Origin of the sequence: Streptomyces sp. NBC_00510, from assembly GCA_036013505.1 — a bacterium.
Classification (GTDB): Bacteria; Actinomycetota; Actinomycetes; order Streptomycetales; family Streptomycetaceae; genus Actinacidiphila.
In genome coordinates this window covers 8620024-8635186 of record CP107851.1, presented here as the reverse complement: position 1 = coordinate 8635186, position 15163 = coordinate 8620024, and the positions used below count along the sequence as shown (strand labels likewise).

The window sequence follows — 15163 nt, the reverse complement described above, 5'->3', positions numbered from 1 at the left end:
CCAGGGGATGGCCCGCTCGATGCGTCAGAACGCATTCACAGAAGTCGCGCCCGCGCAGCCTCACATCCGGGATCTCAGCACGTCGACCTCACAGCCCGGCGCGAACGGGTCGAAGCCGTGCTCGATCAGCCAGCGAACCACCAGCAGGCTTCGCAAGGACCACCACGCGTGGATCACGTCGAGGTCGATGTCGGTACCGTAGCCGGCGACGACGTCATCGAGGTGCTCCTCGTGTCCGAGCGTGAAGGTGGCGAGGTCGTACAGGGCATCACCCCGGCCCGCCTCGGACCAGTCGATGATGCCCGTCACCTCGTCGCCGTCGACGAAGACGTGCGCGATCTGCAGGTCGCCGTGCGTGAACGCCGGAGTCCACGGCCGGAGCGCGGCCTCGGCGACCTGGCGGTTGCGGGTGACCAGGTCAGTGGGCAGGACGCCGTTCGTCACGAGCCACTCGCACTCGTCGTCGAGTTCCGCCGCCAGCGCGACGATGCTGCGCCCGGCCCGGCCGGGCCGGGGCGGCAACGGCGCGTCGTGCAGCTTCCGGATGGCGGCGCCCGCCGCGGCCCACGCCGCCGGTGACCCGGTCGACCGCCCACCGAGGCGCCCAAGCGTCGTCCCCGGGAGCGCGGCGATCGCGAGCACGGGCGGCTTGCGCCACAGGACCTCCGGCGTCGGGACCGGCGCGAGGGACATCACCTCGACCTCGACGTCGATGCGCGCCTGATCGGCGTCCACCTTCAGGAACACGTCGCCGACGCGCAGGGTCGCGCGCTCGGAATGGGCAACGACGACCTCGACCTCGTCCATGGGCGACCAGTATCCCGGGGCGGATCGCCGACGTCGCCGGGTTTATCGCGTGCGATGACGCGGCAGACCGCGTCCCGATACCCGGCGGCCGCTGACCGCAGCCAGGGGCTCGGGGGACGATCCGGGTGCCTTACCGGGGCCGATGGAGCACGCTCCCAACTGGCAAGTGGGGCGGTGAACTCCTCGCACGCCAGGATCCGAGCCGTCGGCGAGCAGGCCAACGCCACCCTGAAGAGTTGACGGGCTCCTTCGCAAACTCCGTTGCAGCACCACCCGCATCACCGACATCGTCAAGCCCGTCCTGGCCTTGCACCTCGCCCCGTCAGCCAGACGACGGTGCGGCCTGGGGCGTCGACCAGGACAGCGCCGCCGGCAACCGACAGCAAGGGGGCCCACTGTGGCAAACGTCCGAGTGACCTACGACAAGACCGTGAACGCAGCGTACGTGTACCTCACCGAACCGCAGGCCCGCGTGAAGTCCGCGCGCATGTATCCCTGCGATCCGGTGGACGTCGACGGCATGATCAACCTCGACTTCGACGAGCAGGGCCGCCTCATCGGCATCGAGGTGCTGGCAGCCAGTTCAAAACTGCCCGCGTACCTGCTCCAGTCCGCGGAACGGCTGGACACCGAAGACTCCTGAACAGCCGAGCGCCGCCCCGGCGGCGACCGCGGTGCGACGTGCCGCGGGTTGGAAAGGGCTCCACGTCGGGACGGCAGGCGCGGTGCGACCGTCGCGCCCGGGATGCCGCAGCGAAGACGCCGTACAGCAAGGAAGTACGGCAACCACAGCAGCCGCCCTCGACCAGTGGTGCTCCCACGAAACCATGAAGCGGCCGACATGGACCTCGCTGACCGACCCGGCCAGGCCCTGTTTCGGAAGCCAGGGGAAGTGTCGGTTCTGAGGGAGACGTTCGTCGTAAGGTGAGGGGCGGCCGAAGGAGGCCAACGGCCAAGGGAGCCATCTATGACGCGGTACCTGATCTCGTTCGATGACGGCGCGATGACCTTCCCCGAGGAGGAGTTGCCCGAGGTGGCCGAGGCCTCGCACGAGGTGGTGCGTAAGGCTCAGGACGCCGGTGTGTGGGTCTTCGGCGGTGGACTGGAAAGGCAGCGGGCGAGCGTCGTGGCCACCGACGGGACCGTCACCGACGGCCCGTACCCGGAGACCAAGGCGGTGCTCGGCGGGTTCTCGATCATCGATGTGCCCTCACGTGAGGACGCGCTGGACTGGGCTGCCAAGATCGCTGCCGCATGCCGCTGTGCGCAGGAGGTCCGGGAGATCATGCCCGACTCGACCGTCTGATCGAAGACGACCCGCAACGGCTGAGGCCTGGTTCGGAAGTGGCTTGTGACCTGCGGGATCGGCATGCCGGCCCTGCAGAACGCTCTGTAGAACGCCCGACCGGTACCCACGTTGCCGTGCCGTCGGTGAGGTCGTCGGCGGCCCGATGCCAGAGGGGCTGCTTGGTACTCCAGCGTTGGATCGTGCTGTGCCATGGTCTTGGGGCTGTCTGCCGCTGAGGGAAACTCAGGTGGCCTCGGCGCGCGGCCCGGGTAGAGTCGCGCCGTGCCCGAGCTGAAGCAGCTGAATGCCGACCATGCCGCGGCGGTCCTCGCCTTCGAGCTGGCGAACCGCGCCTACTTCGCAGCCTCGATCTCCGACCGGGGCGACGAGTTCTACGACCAGTTCGCCGACCGGCACAGCGTCATGTTGGCCGAGCAAGAGGCCGGCGGCTGCGCCTTCTATGTGCTGGTCGCCGCGGACGGCTCGGTTCTGGGCCGGTTCAACCTGTACGACCTCAAGGACGGCACTGCCGACCTCGGCTACAGGGTCGCGCAGCACGTCGCCGGCCGCGGCGTTGCGACCGCGACCGTCCGGGAGTTGTGCCGGCTGGCGGCGGCACGACACGGGCTGCGCACACTGCGCGCTGCCACCTCCCACGCCAATGCCGCCTCCCAGAGGGTGCTGACCAAGGCCGGGTTCGTCCTGGCCGGCCCGGCAGACCCGGCCGACCTCGGCGGTAAGCCGGGCACCTGGTATCAGCGCGACCTGGCCCTCCAGCCGTAGACCGCGATCTTGCGGCACGCCTGCACTCCGTATCCGTGGTGCGCATGTCCGAGGTCCACGCGATCCGGCTTCTGGACGCATTGCACGGGGACGCCCCCCCTTCAGCCGGTGGCTTTGCCAACCCAACGGCGAGGAAAGCTCGCTGGGCTGGTCAACGCGGATCGAGCGCGAGGCCGAGGCCACCGGAACACCAGCGATCGAGCTGTTCTTCAGCCTGCTCGACCAGTTCCGAGCCCAGCACGATCAAGCGGCGCGGTAGGGCTTTCCCCACCTCGTCACGGCAGGGATGGCGTCGCTCCGCCGGCCGCCGGCGCCACGCGGGGTCAGTCTTCGGCTTCGGCCACCGGCTTCTGCCATGGCCACCGCCCGGTGATCTCGAGCTCGAGAGAAAAGCTGAGGAAGGTGCGGATGCCCACGATCACGGCCAGCACTCCGACGCTTGCGTACGTCGGTGCGACGGCGACTGTGCGGATGATATCGCCGGCTACGAGGAACTCCAGTCCCAGCAGGATCGACCGCCCGACGCGACGGCGATAGCCGCGGTACACACCCGCCTCTCGGCGACTGAGCCGGATAGCCGCGAGAACGGTCGCGTAGAGCGTTCCCACGACGATGACGGCTACGCCCGCGGCGTCGACGGCTCGACCGGCCAGCTCCACGATGTGTTGGAGCTCCACAGAATCCCCTCTCGCGCCGACCCGAATCCGCTCGTCTATGGTCCGCAACCTCTGTTACCACCGCACTCCCCGCGCAGCAGACCGGCGACCGTCGACGGCGCCTGTTGAAGGCGTAACTATCGGACGGACGTGAGCGCTATTTCACGGCTGCGAGTTCCTCAATGCATTCCATCGAGTACTTCGTCGGTCGACAGCAACGCATGGGCGAAGAAACGGTAGTTGATGATCGCCGCCTGATAGCCGTCGCCCCAGACCGGGTGCCGGGGTCCGGCTGTTGCATCCCTGACCACGGCGACCTCGAATCCTTCCTCGATGAGGTGACGCATATGGGACTCGACGCACATGTTCGCCAGCATCCCGCCAAGGATAATCCTTTGCATTCCCCTCTTGCGCAGTTGCAGCACCAAGTCGTTGGACTCCGGCCCGAATACCTTGTGCGGGCTGGCGACCACCGTTCTGCCGTCTTCGATGTAGGGCTTGAAGCGGTCCAGCCAGTCTGCCCCGGAGTTTCGGAACCCCGTCAGATCGAGCTGTCCCGTCCGTGCGAACGTGTGGGTCTCCAGTTCGCTCGTCTCGAGCGGCCCGTTCATTCGCCATCCGTTGTCGGTCGGGTAGAAGTAATGAGGCGAGATGAATACCTCATATCCGCCCGCCTTCGCCGCCTCGAAGATTCTCTCCATATTCTCGACGGTCCTGTTCTCTGTGACGCTCGCTCCCACCGCGTCCCAGTTCGCTCCGCTCTCGCTCAGCACGTCGTTCTGTGGGTCAATGAACACGACCGCCGTGTCGGTATTCTTGATTTCCACCTGGCGCTCCTCACGCGATAACGAACCACTGGCGTGATAAGTATCGGTACAGCGCATGTCCTTCCGAAGCAGATTCCGGTCCTGAGACGCGAGGTCCCTTCCTGCGGAGGCGCTGTCCCGGTCATTCGGCCCTCCGTTCCACTTTGCCCCATCGCGGAGGGTTCCGCATCGGTGTATTGCTGCACCTCGGTCGTCGTCCCTGCCCTCCCCGGCGAAGCGCGGGCGGCCGTGAATCCTGACATCACTTGATCAGCGGCTGGTCACATATGACGGCCGCCGGTCACCTCGATGACCGTCCCCGTGAGGTACGACGCGAGGTCCGATGCGAGGAAGAGCGCCACCGAGGCCACCTCCGACGCCTCGCCGGCGCGTCGCATCGGGATCTCGGCGAGTTTCGCGTCCCAGATGTGGGCCGGCATCGCCTCGGTCATCGGCGAGCGGATCAGACCCGGGGCGGTGGCGTTCACCCGCACGCCGTGGTGGGCCGTCTCCTTGGCCGCGGCCTTGGTGAGCCCGATGATTCCGGCCTTTGCCGCCGAGTAGTCGGTCTGGTCGGCCGGTGGCCGTCGCGGGACCTCGACACCGCCGGGCGTATGGCGCGCCATACGCCGCTCCCTCCCAACGACGAACCCCCGCCCTTCCGCGCTGGGAAGGACGGGGGTTCGTCGTTGGGAGGTCACATGCGCAGGTGCGTGATCCACGTGCCGTGTCACGGGCCGGTGATGCCACGCGTTTTCACGCCCGACCCGGGGCACGTCATGCGCCCGCGGCGTCCTCGGCCTCCCAGCGCAGCAGGTCGCCCGGCTGACACTCCAGCACCTCGCAGAGCGCGGCGAGCGTCGCGAAGCGCACCGCCTTGGCGCGGCCGTTCTTGAGCACGGCAAGGTTGGCGGGCGTGATCCCGACGCGGTCCGCCAGCTCGCCCACGGACATCTTCCGCCTGGCCAGCATCACGTCGATGTCGACGGAAATCGGCATCAGATCACCTCGTCCAACTCGGCCCGCATCCGCGTCGCCTCGACGTCACGCGCGACGGCTTGGGCGAGCAGCATCCGCAGCACGAGCACCATCAAGGCGACCCCCAGGATGGCCACGCCGACCCCGCCCATGATGACGGTGACGCCCGGGTCCTCCCGCTGGCCCGGCGCGTTGATGGCCGTGACCGCGAACCACACGAGGGCAGCCGCCACGATCGCGCCGATCATGACGTCCACGTACCGGAAGGCGGCGTGGGAGAACACGGTTCCGCGTTGCACCATCCCCACCAGCCGCCATACGCACACCAGGGCGACCTGGGCCGACAGCATCCCCAGGATCGTGATCAGGCGCAGCGGGGTCAGCGGGAGCGACCCGTCCTCCGGGTCGTTGCCCGACACCAATACCCACACCATCCCCGCCTGTACGAACACGGTGCCGGCGAACACCACCACCAGCACGGCGCGCAGTGCACGCACGGTCAGCTTTCCCATGACTCACCCTTCCATCGACTTACGATGGAAACCTATCGAATCTCGATAGGTGAAGCAAGGGCGAGGATGGAGGGTCGGCGGCACGTTCACGCTGCGGCGGAAGGCTGTGGCGGTTCCGCGAAACCGGAAGAAACGGTTGATTGCCTATGAATTCGCGTCACGCCGGTAGGTGTAGAGGATGAAGCCCTCGTGGAACTTGCCCACCTTGTCGTACAGCGCGCGAGCCGGGGCGTCTTCCAGGGTGTTCCAGTAGAGGCCCGGGGCGCCGTGTTCCTCCGCGTCGCGCGCGACCCATTCGATCATCGCGGTCGCGACACCCTGCCGCCGGACTTCCGCGTCCACGAACAGGTCCGCCAGGTAGCACTTCCCCGCGTACCAGACGCTGGCGTGGAACAGGTAGTGCGCGATGCCGACCATCCTGCCGTCCAGCCGTGCGGCGATCCCGCGTATCCGCTCGTCGTCGAGCAGGCGTCGCCATGTCCGTTCGTAGCTGTCGTCGTGGCGTTCGACGTCGAAGTACGTGTCCTTGCCGCGGGCCAGCACTTCCCAGCAGACGCGGTCGGACTCGGTCAGGAAGCTGATCTCCACCATGGTGCCCATCCTGCCGTGCGGCCGGATCGGCGATGGGCATCTGCCGGCAAGCCGGCGTCCGGCCGTCACCGGGGCGGGACGTGACGCCGGGTGCGGCGTCGGCTGATCGCTTGCCGCTGTCCGGGCACGGTGAGATCATCTGGCGCGCACGCCGCAGCGGGGTGCTGTGATGGGGGACGATGTCAATGGCCTGCACGGCGACGGTCCGGGGCCGGACCGCCGGGTATCTGCTCCTGTGCGCCGTCCTGCTCACCGCAGGCGATGCCGTCTCCATGAGGGCGGCCGAAGGCAGGGTTTCCCCCAACGCCGCGTCGAACGGCATGTCCCCGCAGGCGCGGGCCTATCTCGATCACGCGCTGGGCCTGTTGCAGGAGTACTCCATCGCCCGCGAGCACACCGACTGGGCCGATCTGCGGCAGTGGACCTATTCCCTCGCCGAGGGCGCGCAGACCACCGGCGGCACCCATCGTGCCATCGACGACGCGGCGCGGTACCTCAACAAGCACAGCAAACTGGTGGCTCCGGAGGTGGTGACCGCGAATCAGGCGGTCCCGCCCGCCGAGGTGCCCGTTCCGACCGGCCGCGTCGTATCGGGCCGACTGGGACTGTCGTCCTGCCCGAGAGGCTTCTCGGATCGTCCACGGCGAACCGGCGGTACGTCCAGGCCGGTCGGGCCGCGGTGCGCAGGCTTGACCGCACCGGCGTGTGCGGGTGGATCGTCGACCTGCGTGGAAACAACGGCGGGAGCATGGACCCCATGATCGCCGCCCTGGCACCGCTGTTCGGTGACGGGCGACTGGGTCAATTCGTCGGCCCGAACGGCGACGTCCGAACCTCCTGGGGCATCCGCGGCGGGCAGTATCGCGACGAGTTGCCCGAGGGCGGCCAAACGGAGACCTTCGGTACCTCCCCGTACCGGCTGGACCGCGCGGACCCACCCGTGGCCGTACTCACCGACGACGGGACGGCGAGCGCGGCGGAGGCCACCGCGATCTCCTTCCGCGGACGCCCGCACACCCGGTCCTTCGGCTCCTCCACCGCCGGAGTGCCCTCGGGCAACATCACGTTCCCGCTGAGCGACGGCGCCCAACTGGTCATCACCAGCGTCGCCGAGGCCGACCGCACCGGTCACCGCTACGACCCCGACTCCCCGCTGGCACCGGACCAACCGACCCGGCCCGACCAGGCCGAAGCCGCGGCAAGAGCATGGCTTCAACAGCAACCCGGGTGTGTCCCGGAGGGCTGAGCCGGGGCCGCCGAAGGCCTTGAGCTCCCGTCGCATCCACCCCCTGCCCGCGTCGGGAAAACAACGCGACAGCCTGCGGCCGGAGTCCGTACTGTCGCGGCCATGGACGCAGAATCCACCACCCTGACGTGGCGACCGCTCACCACAGGCGACGCGAAGACGTCGGCCGACCTCCTCAACGCCATGGAGGCCGAGGACAAGATCGGCGAGAACTACGAGGAGGCGGACACCCTCCAGGAACTGGTGGATCCATACGCGGACTTGGAGCGCGCGAGCCTCGCCGCCTTCGACGGCGACGTGATGGTCGGCTACATGAAGGCCACCTACAAGCCGACCGCCGAGGACGTGCACCGGATCATGGTCGACGGCGGCGTGCACCCGGACTACCGGCGCCAGGGTGTCGGCACCGTGCTGCTGAAGGCCGGGATAGCGGGCGCGAAGGCGTTGCACGCACTGCACCAGCCGACACTGAAGCTCGAGGTCCAGGTCCAGAACTGCGAGCGCATCGCCGGTGCGGCCGAGCTCTTCCGCTCCCAGGGTTTCGCACCCGCCCGCTACTACCACTTCATGGAGCATCCGCTCGGTGACGCGATCCCGGACGCGGCGATCCCCGACGGGCTGCGGGTCGAGCCATGGTCCGAGCAGAACGACGAGGAGTTCCGGATGATCCGGAACGAGGCGTTCAAGGACCACTGGGGTACCGTGCCGGTGCCCGTGGACGCCTGGAAGAACAAGATCACCAATCACACCTTCCGGCCCGCGGTCAGTTTCCTGCTCCGGGACGTGGCGAACGGGGCCCCGGCGGGCATGCTGGTGACCATGTCGTGGGAGGCCGACACGGTGGCCACCGGCGTGCGCGAGGCGCACTTCATGCTCATCGGGACGCTCCGCGACTACCGGAAGCGCGGCGTCGCCGGCGGCCTGATCCGGCACGCGCTGCGCAGCGCCGCCGACCAGGGCTACGGGAAGGCCAGCCTGAGCGTGGACTCGACCAATCCCAGCGGGGCGTTCGGGATCTACGAGAAGGCCGGGTTCACACCCAAGGAGCGGTACGTACGCTGGGCGCTCGACGTCTGACGGCTTCGGTCCCCGGTGCTGTGACCGGAAATGTTCACCGGGGGCTCGGCTCGAATGAGTGAAGTGAGCCGGTGGGGCATCGACCACTCCGAAAACCGCTGGACACGCTCCAGGGCGCTCCGCAATCATCCGGCGCTGTGACAGATGAACCCACCCGCCGTTCCCCGGCCCCAACCGGCCTCAGGTCAGTGAGATTCGTTGATCTCACGAGCACGGCCATGACCGCCCTGCTGGACGACGACCTCGCCCGGGCCAGTGCCGAAGCAGGAGTCGATCTCACGGACTACTTCCTCACTGATCAGGCGAAGTGGGTTTGGCGGTATCGGCTCAACCAGCTGGCCTCGGACCCGGGCAGCGCGGGGTGGCTCACCCGAGCCGTGGTGACCGAGCCCGAAGGCGTCGTCGTGGGGTACGCCGGGTTCCACGGGCCGCCCGATGGGACGGGCATGGTGGAGATCGGCTATTCGGTGGCGCCGGGCCACCGTCGCCAGGGGTACGCCAGGAAGATGTTGACCGAGTTGCTGCGTCGCGCCGCCGCCGAATCCGGAGTCAAGACCGCGCGGGTGACGATCAGCCCCGAGAACACCGCATCTCTGGCCACGATTTCCGGGTTCGGCTTCGTGGAGGTCGGAGAGCAGTGGGACGAGGTGGACGGCCTCGAGCTCATCTTTGAAGTCCCGGTCTGAAGGGGCTGCCGCAGGTAGGCGGCTCTCCGCCCCAAAGCGCCGTACGCGCCAACCCGGTTGGCGTTTCCGGTCACAACACCGGTGTGCTCTCCTCAGCGTCGAGCTGGTGGTCCGCCCAGACGTAGCTTTCGGGAAGCAGGCCGGTGACGGGCACCGTTCGGAGGCCGTCGTCCGTCCCGACGATCACCTTGAGCGCCGGGAAGTAGTCAAGAAGGACCTGGCGGCAACGGCCGCACGGCGGCACGACGCCTCGGTCGCGGTCACCCACGGCGACGATGATTTCGAGGTCATAAGCGCCCTGGGCGGCAGCAGCGCCGATGAGCACCAGCTCCGCGCAGGGGCCTACGGTGAAGTGATAGGCGTTCACCGCGGTGACGATCCGGCCGTCCCGGTCGCGGGCCGCAGCCGCCATGGTGTGGTTGTCGCCCCGGAACTGCTGCTCATTGCCCCACCCCTCCACTCCGGGCACGGTGTTGGGCCCGGGTCAGCAGGCTGTCGGCCTGGGCACCCCGCTCAACGGGAGCATGACCTGCACGCTTGCGTTCCAGCAGTGTGACCGTGACGCCGGGCGCGACGTGGCGCTCGCCGACAGGGATGAATCCGCGCCGACGGTAGAGCGCGACCGCAGGCAGGTTGGCGGTCGCCGTGGAGACGACGGTCGACTCCGCGAGCTCGATCGAATCCAGTGCGTCGAGTAGTGCCGTTGCGACGCCGCGGCGATGCGCGTCCGGATGGACCACGAGGCGGCAGATGTCCAGAGCACCGTTCGGCAAGCGGGTCCAGCCGACCGCTCCGACGAGCCTCGACCCGTCGCGAACCCCGAGGAAGGACTCGTCGCATGCGCGCAGCTGCTCAAGGGACTCGTGCAGGGGCGGAATGCCGTCGAACCCGATGAGGCGGGCTTCGACGGCGTATGAGATCCGCTGAAGGTCCCACAGATGACGCAGGGTGCCGGGATCGGCCAGGTCGAACCGGACCGGTTCCGCGAACGGCCGGTGGAATTCGGTGGCGGGGTGGGGTTGGCCGGTCATGCTGCGATCCTCTCAGAATGCCCGGCCGGGACACCGCTCTCGAACCGCGTGGAGGCCCGAAGATGCACCGCGGAATTGGTCCGCCGACACAACCGCGAAATGGATCCGGCTCCGGTACCACTCACCGCCTAGCGTTGCAGGTACGACAAGGGACCGTCCGCCCCGATGGGACGGCCCCGCCTGATCACAGGAGAGTGGACCATGCATGTCTTCGTTGCCGGTGCCACGGGCGCTGTCGGCCGTCAGCTCGTTCCCCTGCTGCTGGCCGAGGGGCACCGTGTCACGGGAATCTCGCGCAGCTCGGCGGGTGCCGAGCGCATTCGGCAGCAGGGTGCGGCAGCCGTCCAGGCGGACGTGTTCGACCGGGAGGCGCTGCACCGGGTCCTGGCGACCGCTGCGCCGGACGCGGTGATCCATCAGCTCACCGACCTGTCGGATGCGGACGGGGAGGCGACCAACCGGCTGCGGCGCGAGGGGACGGGCAATCTGGTGGACGCGGCGGTGTCCGCCGGCGTGACCAGGATCGTCGCCCAGTCGATCGCCTGGGCGTACGCGCCCGGGGAGGGGCCGGCCGACGAGGGCACACCGCTGGACGTCGGGGCGGCGGCGCCGCGCGGGGGGATGGTGGAGGGCGTCCGGGCGCTGGAGGAGAAGGCCGCCGAGGTGGAGACGGCGGTGCAGCTGCGGTACGGCATCCTGTACGGCCCGGGCACCTGGTACGCACCCGGAGGGCCCGTCGCCGCGGCGCTGGCCGGAGATCCGTCCGCCCGCTTCCTCGGGACCACCGAGGCGGACCTTTCGGTGATGTCGTTCCTCCACGTCGCCGACGCCGCCCGGGCCGCCGTCGCCGCGCTCGCCTGGCCCTCGGGTCCCGTCAACATCGTCGACGACGAACCCGCGCAGGCCCGCGAGTGGCTGCCGGCGCTGGCCCGTGCCTTGGGCGTTCCGGCCCCCGAGCCCGTATCCGGTCGCCTGGACTGGGCGCGCGGCGCGTCCAACGGGCTGGCCCGGTCACGCGGGTGGCGACCCGGGCATGCCTCGTGGCGCTCCGGCTTCGCGGCGCAGATGGCCTGACGCGGGCCGGCGGCCCGCCACGGGTCGCGGGCCGCCGAATTGGTCCGGTGTTCCGCGCGGAGAATGGACCGCGTGTGAGGGTGCACGCCCGCGTACGTTCGGGCCATGACCGCTGAAGCGCCCGCACCCATGAAGATCTGTGTCTTCCTCTCCGCCGCCGACCTCGACGAGCGCTACACGCGGCCGGCCCGCGAGTTCGCGGAGCTCGTCGGCGCGGGGGGCCACACCCTGGTGTGGGGCGGGTCGGACACCGGCCTGATGAAGGTCGTCGCCGACGCCGTACGGGAGTCGGACGGGCGGCTCGCCGGGGTCTCGGTCGGCTTCCTCCGGGAGTGGGCCAGGCAGGACGCCGACGAGATGGTCTTCGCCGAGGACCTCGCCTCGCGGAAGGCCCGGCTGCTCGCCTCGTCCGACGCCGTCGTGGTGATGGCCGGCGGCATGGGGACCCTGGACGAGGCGACCGAGGTCCTGGAACTGCGGAAGCACGGTCTGCACGACAAGCCCGTCGTGCTGCTGAACACGGCGGGCTTCTACGACGGGTTGATCCTGCAGCTCCGGCGGATGGACGAGGAGGGGTTCCTACCGGTGCCGCTGGCGGATCTGTTGCTCGTCGCCGACACCGGTGCCGCCGCGTTCGCGCAGCTGGAGGCCTCCCTCGTCCTCGCGGCAGACACCCTCAACTGAGCGCCTGGGGCAACACGCTGCACAAGGTGTCCAGTGCGCCCTTCCACGCGCTGTCCGAGGGCGCCGCGTAGTTGACGACCAGGGCGTCCCGCTCGGGCAGCTGCCAGCCGGAATCCTGCGCCTCGTGGCCGAATTCCCTCAGCCCGCTCACCGCGAGACCCTCCCGGGCCGCCGCCTGGACGACCGCGTTCTCGGTTCCCGCGGGGAGTTCGAGGACGACCTGCAGCCCGGCCGCCATGCCGGCCGCCCGGACACCGGGCGCCCGCTCCGCAAGGGCTGCGACCAATTGGTCGCGGCGACGCCGGTAGCGCTGTCGCATCGACCGCACATGCCGGTCGTAGGCGCCCGAGGTGATGAACTCCGCGAGCGTGAGCTGCTCCAGGGTGCTGGACATGTAGTCGCCGTATCCCTTGGCCTCCACGACCTCAGGGACCAGTTCGTCCGGGAGCACCATCCAGCCGAGCCGCACCCCCGGGGCCAGTGACTTGCTCGCCGAGCCGAAGTACACCACGCGCCGGGGGTCGAGGCCCTGCAGAGCGCCCACGGGCTGGCGGTCGTACCGGAACTCCCCGTCGTAGTCGTCCTCCAGGATCAGCCCGCCCGTGTCCCGTGCCCAGGCGACGGCCGCGGTGCGCCGCTCCGGGCACAGGGCGACTCCCGTCGGGTACTGGTGCGCCGGGGTCATCAGCACCGCGCCCACCCCCCGCAGGCCGGCCAGGTCGTCGGTGCGTGCGCCGTGCTCGTCGACGTACAGGGGCGGGGTCCGCAGGCCGGCGTCGGTCAGCAGGTCGCGGTAGAGGTCCAGGCCGTACGCCTCGACGGCGACCGCCCGCGCCTTGCGGACCCTGAGGACCCGTGCCATCAGTGCCAGTCCGTGGTGGAAGCCGGAGCAGACGACGATCCGGTCCGGCTCGGCGTACACCCCGCGGGCCCGTGCCAGGTAGTCCGCGAGCGCGGTGCGCAGTTCCGGACGGCCGCGGGGGTCGCCGTAGCCCAGGGCGTCGTTCGGCGCGGCGGTCAGGGCGCGGCGTGCGGCGGCGAGCCACTGGGCGCGGGGGAACCTCGCGAGGTCCGGCGAACCGGGCTGCATGGCGTACCTGGGGCGGGTCCGGGCGGGTCTGGCGCGGGGAGCGCCGGTCGGGGCGCTGTGGGACTCGGCCCTGGGGGCCACCCGGGTTCCGGAGCCCTGCTGGGCGGTGAGCCAGCCCTCGGCGACCAGCTCCGCGTAGGCCTCGACGACGGTGTTGCGTGAGACGCCCAGGTCCGCGGCGAGCGAGCGGGACGGCGGCAGCCGGGTGCCGGGCGCCAGGCGCCCCGTGCGCACGGCTTCCCGCAGCGCGTCGGTGAGCCCGGTGCGCAGTTTGGTCCCGCGCAGTTCCAGATGGAGGTCGGCGCCGATCGTGGACGAGGGCGGGTCTGCGGCGGAATTGGTCCGGGAATCCCTCATGTAATTGGACCATACTCCAGTACCACCCGATGCGTAGCGTTGCGGGCATGACGATGAACGAAGCACATGAGCACACCCCCCGTCTTCCGGAGCACACGGCGCGCATGGACTGGGCGAAGCTCGCCCCCGAGGCCTTCAAGGCGCTGGTCCGACTGGACTCGGCCGCGGGCCGCGGGGTCGACGCCGGCCTGCTGCACCTGGTGAAGGTCCGCGCGTCGCAGATCAACCACTGCGCCTTCTGCCTGGACATGCACAGCAAGGACGCCATGGCCGCCGGCGAGTCCGCGGAGCGCGTCATCCAGCTCGGCGCCTGGACGGAGGCGAAGCACTTCTACACGGCACGGGAGATCGCGGCGATCGAGCTCACCGAGGCGATCACCGTCGTGACGGACGGATTCGTCCCGGACGAGGTGTACGCCAGGGCCGCCGCGCAGTTCGACGAGACCGAACTGGCCCACCTCATCGCCGCGATCGTGGCGATCAACGCCTTCAACCGCATCGGCGTCTCGACCCGCATGGTCCCCGGCCACTACACGCCGAGCGCCTGAGCCTGATACGCCCGTCCGGCCGGGCCTGGTACCCACCCCGCGCCAGCGGAGGTCCGGGTCCCCGCCCCGCCGGGCAGGCCCGGCGTCCGACCGCGTCCCCCGAGCGTCGCTCCTCCCCCGGCAGCAGACGTCAGGGGTGCCCCGCCGGCGACCACCCCGACTAGGAGATCCAGGTGGGTACCGCTTCCCCTCCGCCACGCCGACCGGCCCTCGCCCGTGCCGCCGACGAGTTCGTCCTCACGACCGTCCTGCTGTTCCTCGCGGTGACGGTCGTGCGATGGCTGCGTGACCCGCACTCGCCCCTCTACATCGCCGACCTGCGCGTCGCCCTCGTCGTGATCGGCGCCGTCAGCGGGGCCATCCTCACCGGCCTGATCCTCAGCCCTCCCGGGCGGCGCAGCGGCGGCCACACGAACCCCGCCGTCACCGTGGGCCTGTGGCTGATGGACGCCTTCCCCGGCCGCCACGTCCTGCCGTACGTGCTGGCCCAGCTGGCCGGTTCCGCCGCCGGTACGGGCCTGGCACGTCTTGCCTGGGGTCCGGCGGTGGCGCTCCCGTCGGTCTCGCACGCCGCGATCCGGCCCGCCCCGACCTGGCAGCCCGTGCCGGTCCTCCTCGCGGAGGTCGGGGGCATGCTCGCGCTGACCCTCGTCGTCGCGTTCTTCGTCGCCCGCCCCCGGTTCATCCGCGGCCTGGCGCCCGTCATCGGGCTGTCCGTGGGGATCGTGATCGCCACCCTCGGCCCGCTCAGCGGGGGCTCGGTCAACCCGGCCCGTCAGCTCGGTCCGGCGGTCTTCTCCGGGCAGACCACCGACCTCGCGATCTACCTGGTCGGGCCCATCATCGGGGCGGTACTCGGGGCCGGGGCCTACCGGTTGCTCGTCCGGGCGCGCCGCACCCGCGTCACCGCGGCGGCCGCCGCCGCGCCCGCCGCGCCCGGCACGCGGCG

20 protein-coding genes and 2 pseudogenes are annotated in these 15163 nt (G+C 69.9%); 12 read left to right on the top strand and 10 right to left on the bottom strand.

Annotated elements, in window-relative coordinates:
- Positions 1-60: 60 nt before the first annotated feature.
- Positions 61-807, bottom strand: a complete 747-nt coding sequence (locus tag OG937_39195) for an aminoglycoside phosphotransferase family protein (GenBank protein WUD77307.1) — start codon at positions 805-807, stop codon at positions 61-63.
- A gap of 104 nt (positions 808-911) precedes the next feature.
- Between OG937_39195 and OG937_39190 the strand changes: the two are divergent.
- From OG937_39190 to OG937_39175, 4 genes and pseudogenes are all read left to right on the top strand, one after another.
- Positions 912-1135, top strand: a pseudogene (locus OG937_39190) (IS5/IS1182 family transposase).
- Positions 1136-1204: 69 nt separating this feature from the next.
- Entirely contained in the window at positions 1205-1450 is a 246-nt protein-coding gene (locus OG937_39185; protein ID WUD77306.1) for a DUF2283 domain-containing protein, read from the top strand.
- 324 nt (positions 1451-1774) lie between these two features.
- Positions 1775-2113: a YciI family protein gene (locus OG937_39180; protein WUD77305.1), complete on the top strand. Its 339-nt coding sequence runs from the start codon at positions 1775-1777 to the stop codon at positions 2111-2113.
- 264 nt (positions 2114-2377) lie between these two features.
- Positions 2378-2878, top strand: coding sequence for a GNAT family N-acetyltransferase (locus OG937_39175; protein ID WUD77304.1), 501 nt, complete (start codon positions 2378-2380; stop codon positions 2876-2878).
- A 323-nt stretch (positions 2879-3201) separates the two neighbouring features.
- Here the strand turns inward: OG937_39175 and OG937_39170 are convergent, their stop codons facing one another.
- The 6 genes from OG937_39170 to OG937_39145 form a co-directional block, all read right to left on the bottom strand.
- Positions 3202-3555: a DUF1622 domain-containing protein gene (locus OG937_39170; GenBank protein ID WUD77303.1), complete on the bottom strand. Its 354-nt coding sequence runs from the start codon at positions 3553-3555 to the stop codon at positions 3202-3204.
- A 158-nt stretch (positions 3556-3713) separates the two neighbouring features.
- The gene (locus tag OG937_39165; GenBank protein WUD77302.1) at positions 3714-4361 is read right to left on the bottom strand and encodes a cysteine hydrolase; all 648 of its coding nucleotides are present in this window, start codon (positions 4359-4361) and stop codon (positions 3714-3716) included.
- 260 nt (positions 4362-4621) lie between these two features.
- Complete coding sequence (locus OG937_39160) at positions 4622-4966, bottom strand: SDR family oxidoreductase (GenBank protein WUD77301.1); 345 nt, start codon at positions 4964-4966, stop codon at positions 4622-4624.
- A gap of 151 nt (positions 4967-5117) precedes the next feature.
- Positions 5118-5339 carry a helix-turn-helix transcriptional regulator gene (locus OG937_39155; protein ID WUD77300.1) on the bottom strand — a complete coding sequence of 74 codons (222 nt, stop codon included), beginning with the start codon at positions 5337-5339 and terminating at the stop codon, positions 5118-5120.
- The gene (locus tag OG937_39150; protein ID WUD77299.1) at positions 5339-5830 is read right to left on the bottom strand and encodes a DUF2975 domain-containing protein; all 492 of its coding nucleotides are present in this window, start codon (positions 5828-5830) and stop codon (positions 5339-5341) included. Before OG937_39150 ends, OG937_39155 begins: the two co-directional genes overlap by 1 nt.
- A 144-nt stretch (positions 5831-5974) precedes the next feature.
- On the bottom strand, positions 5975-6421 hold the full coding sequence (locus OG937_39145) for a GNAT family N-acetyltransferase (protein ID WUD77298.1): 447 nt from the start codon (positions 6419-6421) through the stop codon (positions 5975-5977).
- 185 nt (positions 6422-6606) lie between these two features.
- Between OG937_39145 and OG937_39140 the strand changes: the two genes are divergently transcribed.
- The 4 genes from OG937_39140 (at position 6607) to OG937_39125 (ending at position 9430) form a co-directional block, all read left to right on the top strand.
- Positions 6607-7182, top strand: a complete 576-nt coding sequence (locus tag OG937_39140; GenBank protein WUD79100.1) for a hypothetical protein — start codon at positions 6607-6609, stop codon at positions 7180-7182.
- Complete coding sequence (locus OG937_39135) at positions 7101-7667, top strand: S41 family peptidase (GenBank protein ID WUD77297.1); 567 nt, start codon at positions 7101-7103, stop codon at positions 7665-7667. Before OG937_39140 ends, OG937_39135 begins: the two co-directional genes overlap by 82 nt.
- 102 nt (positions 7668-7769) lie before the next feature.
- Positions 7770-8744, top strand: a complete 975-nt coding sequence (locus OG937_39130; protein ID WUD77296.1) for a GNAT family N-acetyltransferase — start codon at positions 7770-7772, stop codon at positions 8742-8744.
- 218 nt (positions 8745-8962) lie between these two features.
- Complete coding sequence (locus tag OG937_39125) at positions 8963-9430, top strand: GNAT family N-acetyltransferase (GenBank protein WUD77295.1); 468 nt, start codon at positions 8963-8965, stop codon at positions 9428-9430.
- A gap of 70 nt (positions 9431-9500) precedes the next feature.
- Here OG937_39125 and OG937_39120 read toward each other — a convergent pair whose 3' ends face one another.
- The gene (locus OG937_39120) at positions 9501-9842 is read right to left on the bottom strand and encodes a cytidine deaminase (GenBank protein ID WUD79019.1); all 342 of its coding nucleotides are present in this window, start codon (positions 9840-9842) and stop codon (positions 9501-9503) included.
- 28 nt (positions 9843-9870) lie between these two features.
- Positions 9871-10461 carry a GNAT family N-acetyltransferase gene (locus OG937_39115; protein WUD77294.1) on the bottom strand — a complete coding sequence of 197 codons (591 nt, stop codon included), beginning with the start codon at positions 10459-10461 and terminating at the stop codon, positions 9871-9873.
- 201 nt (positions 10462-10662) lie between these two features.
- Between OG937_39115 and OG937_39110 the strand changes: the two genes are divergently transcribed.
- Both OG937_39110 and OG937_39105 read left to right on the top strand, forming a co-directional pair.
- Positions 10663-11535: an NAD(P)-dependent oxidoreductase gene (locus OG937_39110; GenBank protein WUD77293.1), complete on the top strand. Its 873-nt coding sequence runs from the start codon at positions 10663-10665 to the stop codon at positions 11533-11535.
- Positions 11536-11664: 129 nt separating this feature from the next.
- Positions 11665-12219, top strand: a complete 555-nt coding sequence (locus OG937_39105; protein WUD79018.1) for a TIGR00730 family Rossman fold protein — start codon at positions 11665-11667, stop codon at positions 12217-12219.
- Here OG937_39105 and OG937_39100 read toward each other — a convergent pair.
- Positions 12212-13666, bottom strand: a complete 1455-nt coding sequence (locus tag OG937_39100; GenBank protein WUD77292.1) for a PLP-dependent aminotransferase family protein — start codon at positions 13664-13666, stop codon at positions 12212-12214. The two genes, OG937_39105 and OG937_39100, sit on opposite strands and share 8 nt — an antisense overlap.
- A 47-nt stretch (positions 13667-13713) precedes the next feature.
- Between OG937_39100 and OG937_39095 the strand changes: the two genes are divergently transcribed.
- Entirely contained in the window at positions 13714-14214 is a 501-nt protein-coding gene (locus tag OG937_39095; protein WUD77291.1) for a carboxymuconolactone decarboxylase family protein, read from the top strand.
- Positions 14215-14486: 272 nt separating this feature from the next.
- Positions 14487-15026 (top strand): annotated as a pseudogene (locus tag OG937_39090) (aquaporin).
- Positions 15027-15163 lie beyond the last annotated feature (137 nt).

Coding starts and splice junctions, on each gene's coding strand:
- OG937_39120 (WUD79019.1), bottom strand. CDS start 9,842: ATGGCGGCTGCGGCCCGCGACCGGGACGGCCGGATCGTCACCGCGGTG.
- OG937_39115 (WUD77294.1), bottom strand. CDS start 10,461: ATGACCGGCCAACCCCACCCCGCCACCGAATTCCACCGGCCGTTCGCG.
- OG937_39110 (WUD77293.1), top strand. CDS start 10,663: ATGCATGTCTTCGTTGCCGGTGCCACGGGCGCTGTCGGCCGTCAGCTC.
- OG937_39105 (WUD79018.1), top strand. CDS start 11,665: ATGAAGATCTGTGTCTTCCTCTCCGCCGCCGACCTCGACGAGCGCTAC.
- OG937_39160 (WUD77301.1), bottom strand. CDS start 4,966: ATGGCGCGCCATACGCCCGGCGGTGTCGAGGTCCCGCGACGGCCACCG.
- OG937_39180 (WUD77305.1), top strand. CDS start 1,775: ATGACGCGGTACCTGATCTCGTTCGATGACGGCGCGATGACCTTCCCC.
- OG937_39130 (WUD77296.1), top strand. CDS start 7,770: ATGGACGCAGAATCCACCACCCTGACGTGGCGACCGCTCACCACAGGC.
- OG937_39145 (WUD77298.1), bottom strand. CDS start 6,421: ATGGTGGAGATCAGCTTCCTGACCGAGTCCGACCGCGTCTGCTGGGAA.
- OG937_39155 (WUD77300.1), bottom strand. CDS start 5,339: ATGCCGATTTCCGTCGACATCGACGTGATGCTGGCCAGGCGGAAGATG.
- OG937_39150 (WUD77299.1), bottom strand. CDS start 5,830: ATGGGAAAGCTGACCGTGCGTGCACTGCGCGCCGTGCTGGTGGTGGTG.
- OG937_39140 (WUD79100.1), top strand. CDS start 6,607: ATGGCCTGCACGGCGACGGTCCGGGGCCGGACCGCCGGGTATCTGCTC.
- OG937_39125 (WUD77295.1), top strand. CDS start 8,963: ATGACCGCCCTGCTGGACGACGACCTCGCCCGGGCCAGTGCCGAAGCA.
- OG937_39195 (WUD77307.1), bottom strand. CDS start 807: ATGGACGAGGTCGAGGTCGTCGTTGCCCATTCCGAGCGCGCGACCCTG.
- OG937_39095 (WUD77291.1), top strand. CDS start 13,714: ATGACGATGAACGAAGCACATGAGCACACCCCCCGTCTTCCGGAGCAC.
- OG937_39100 (WUD77292.1), bottom strand. CDS start 13,666: ATGAGGGATTCCCGGACCAATTCCGCCGCAGACCCGCCCTCGTCCACG.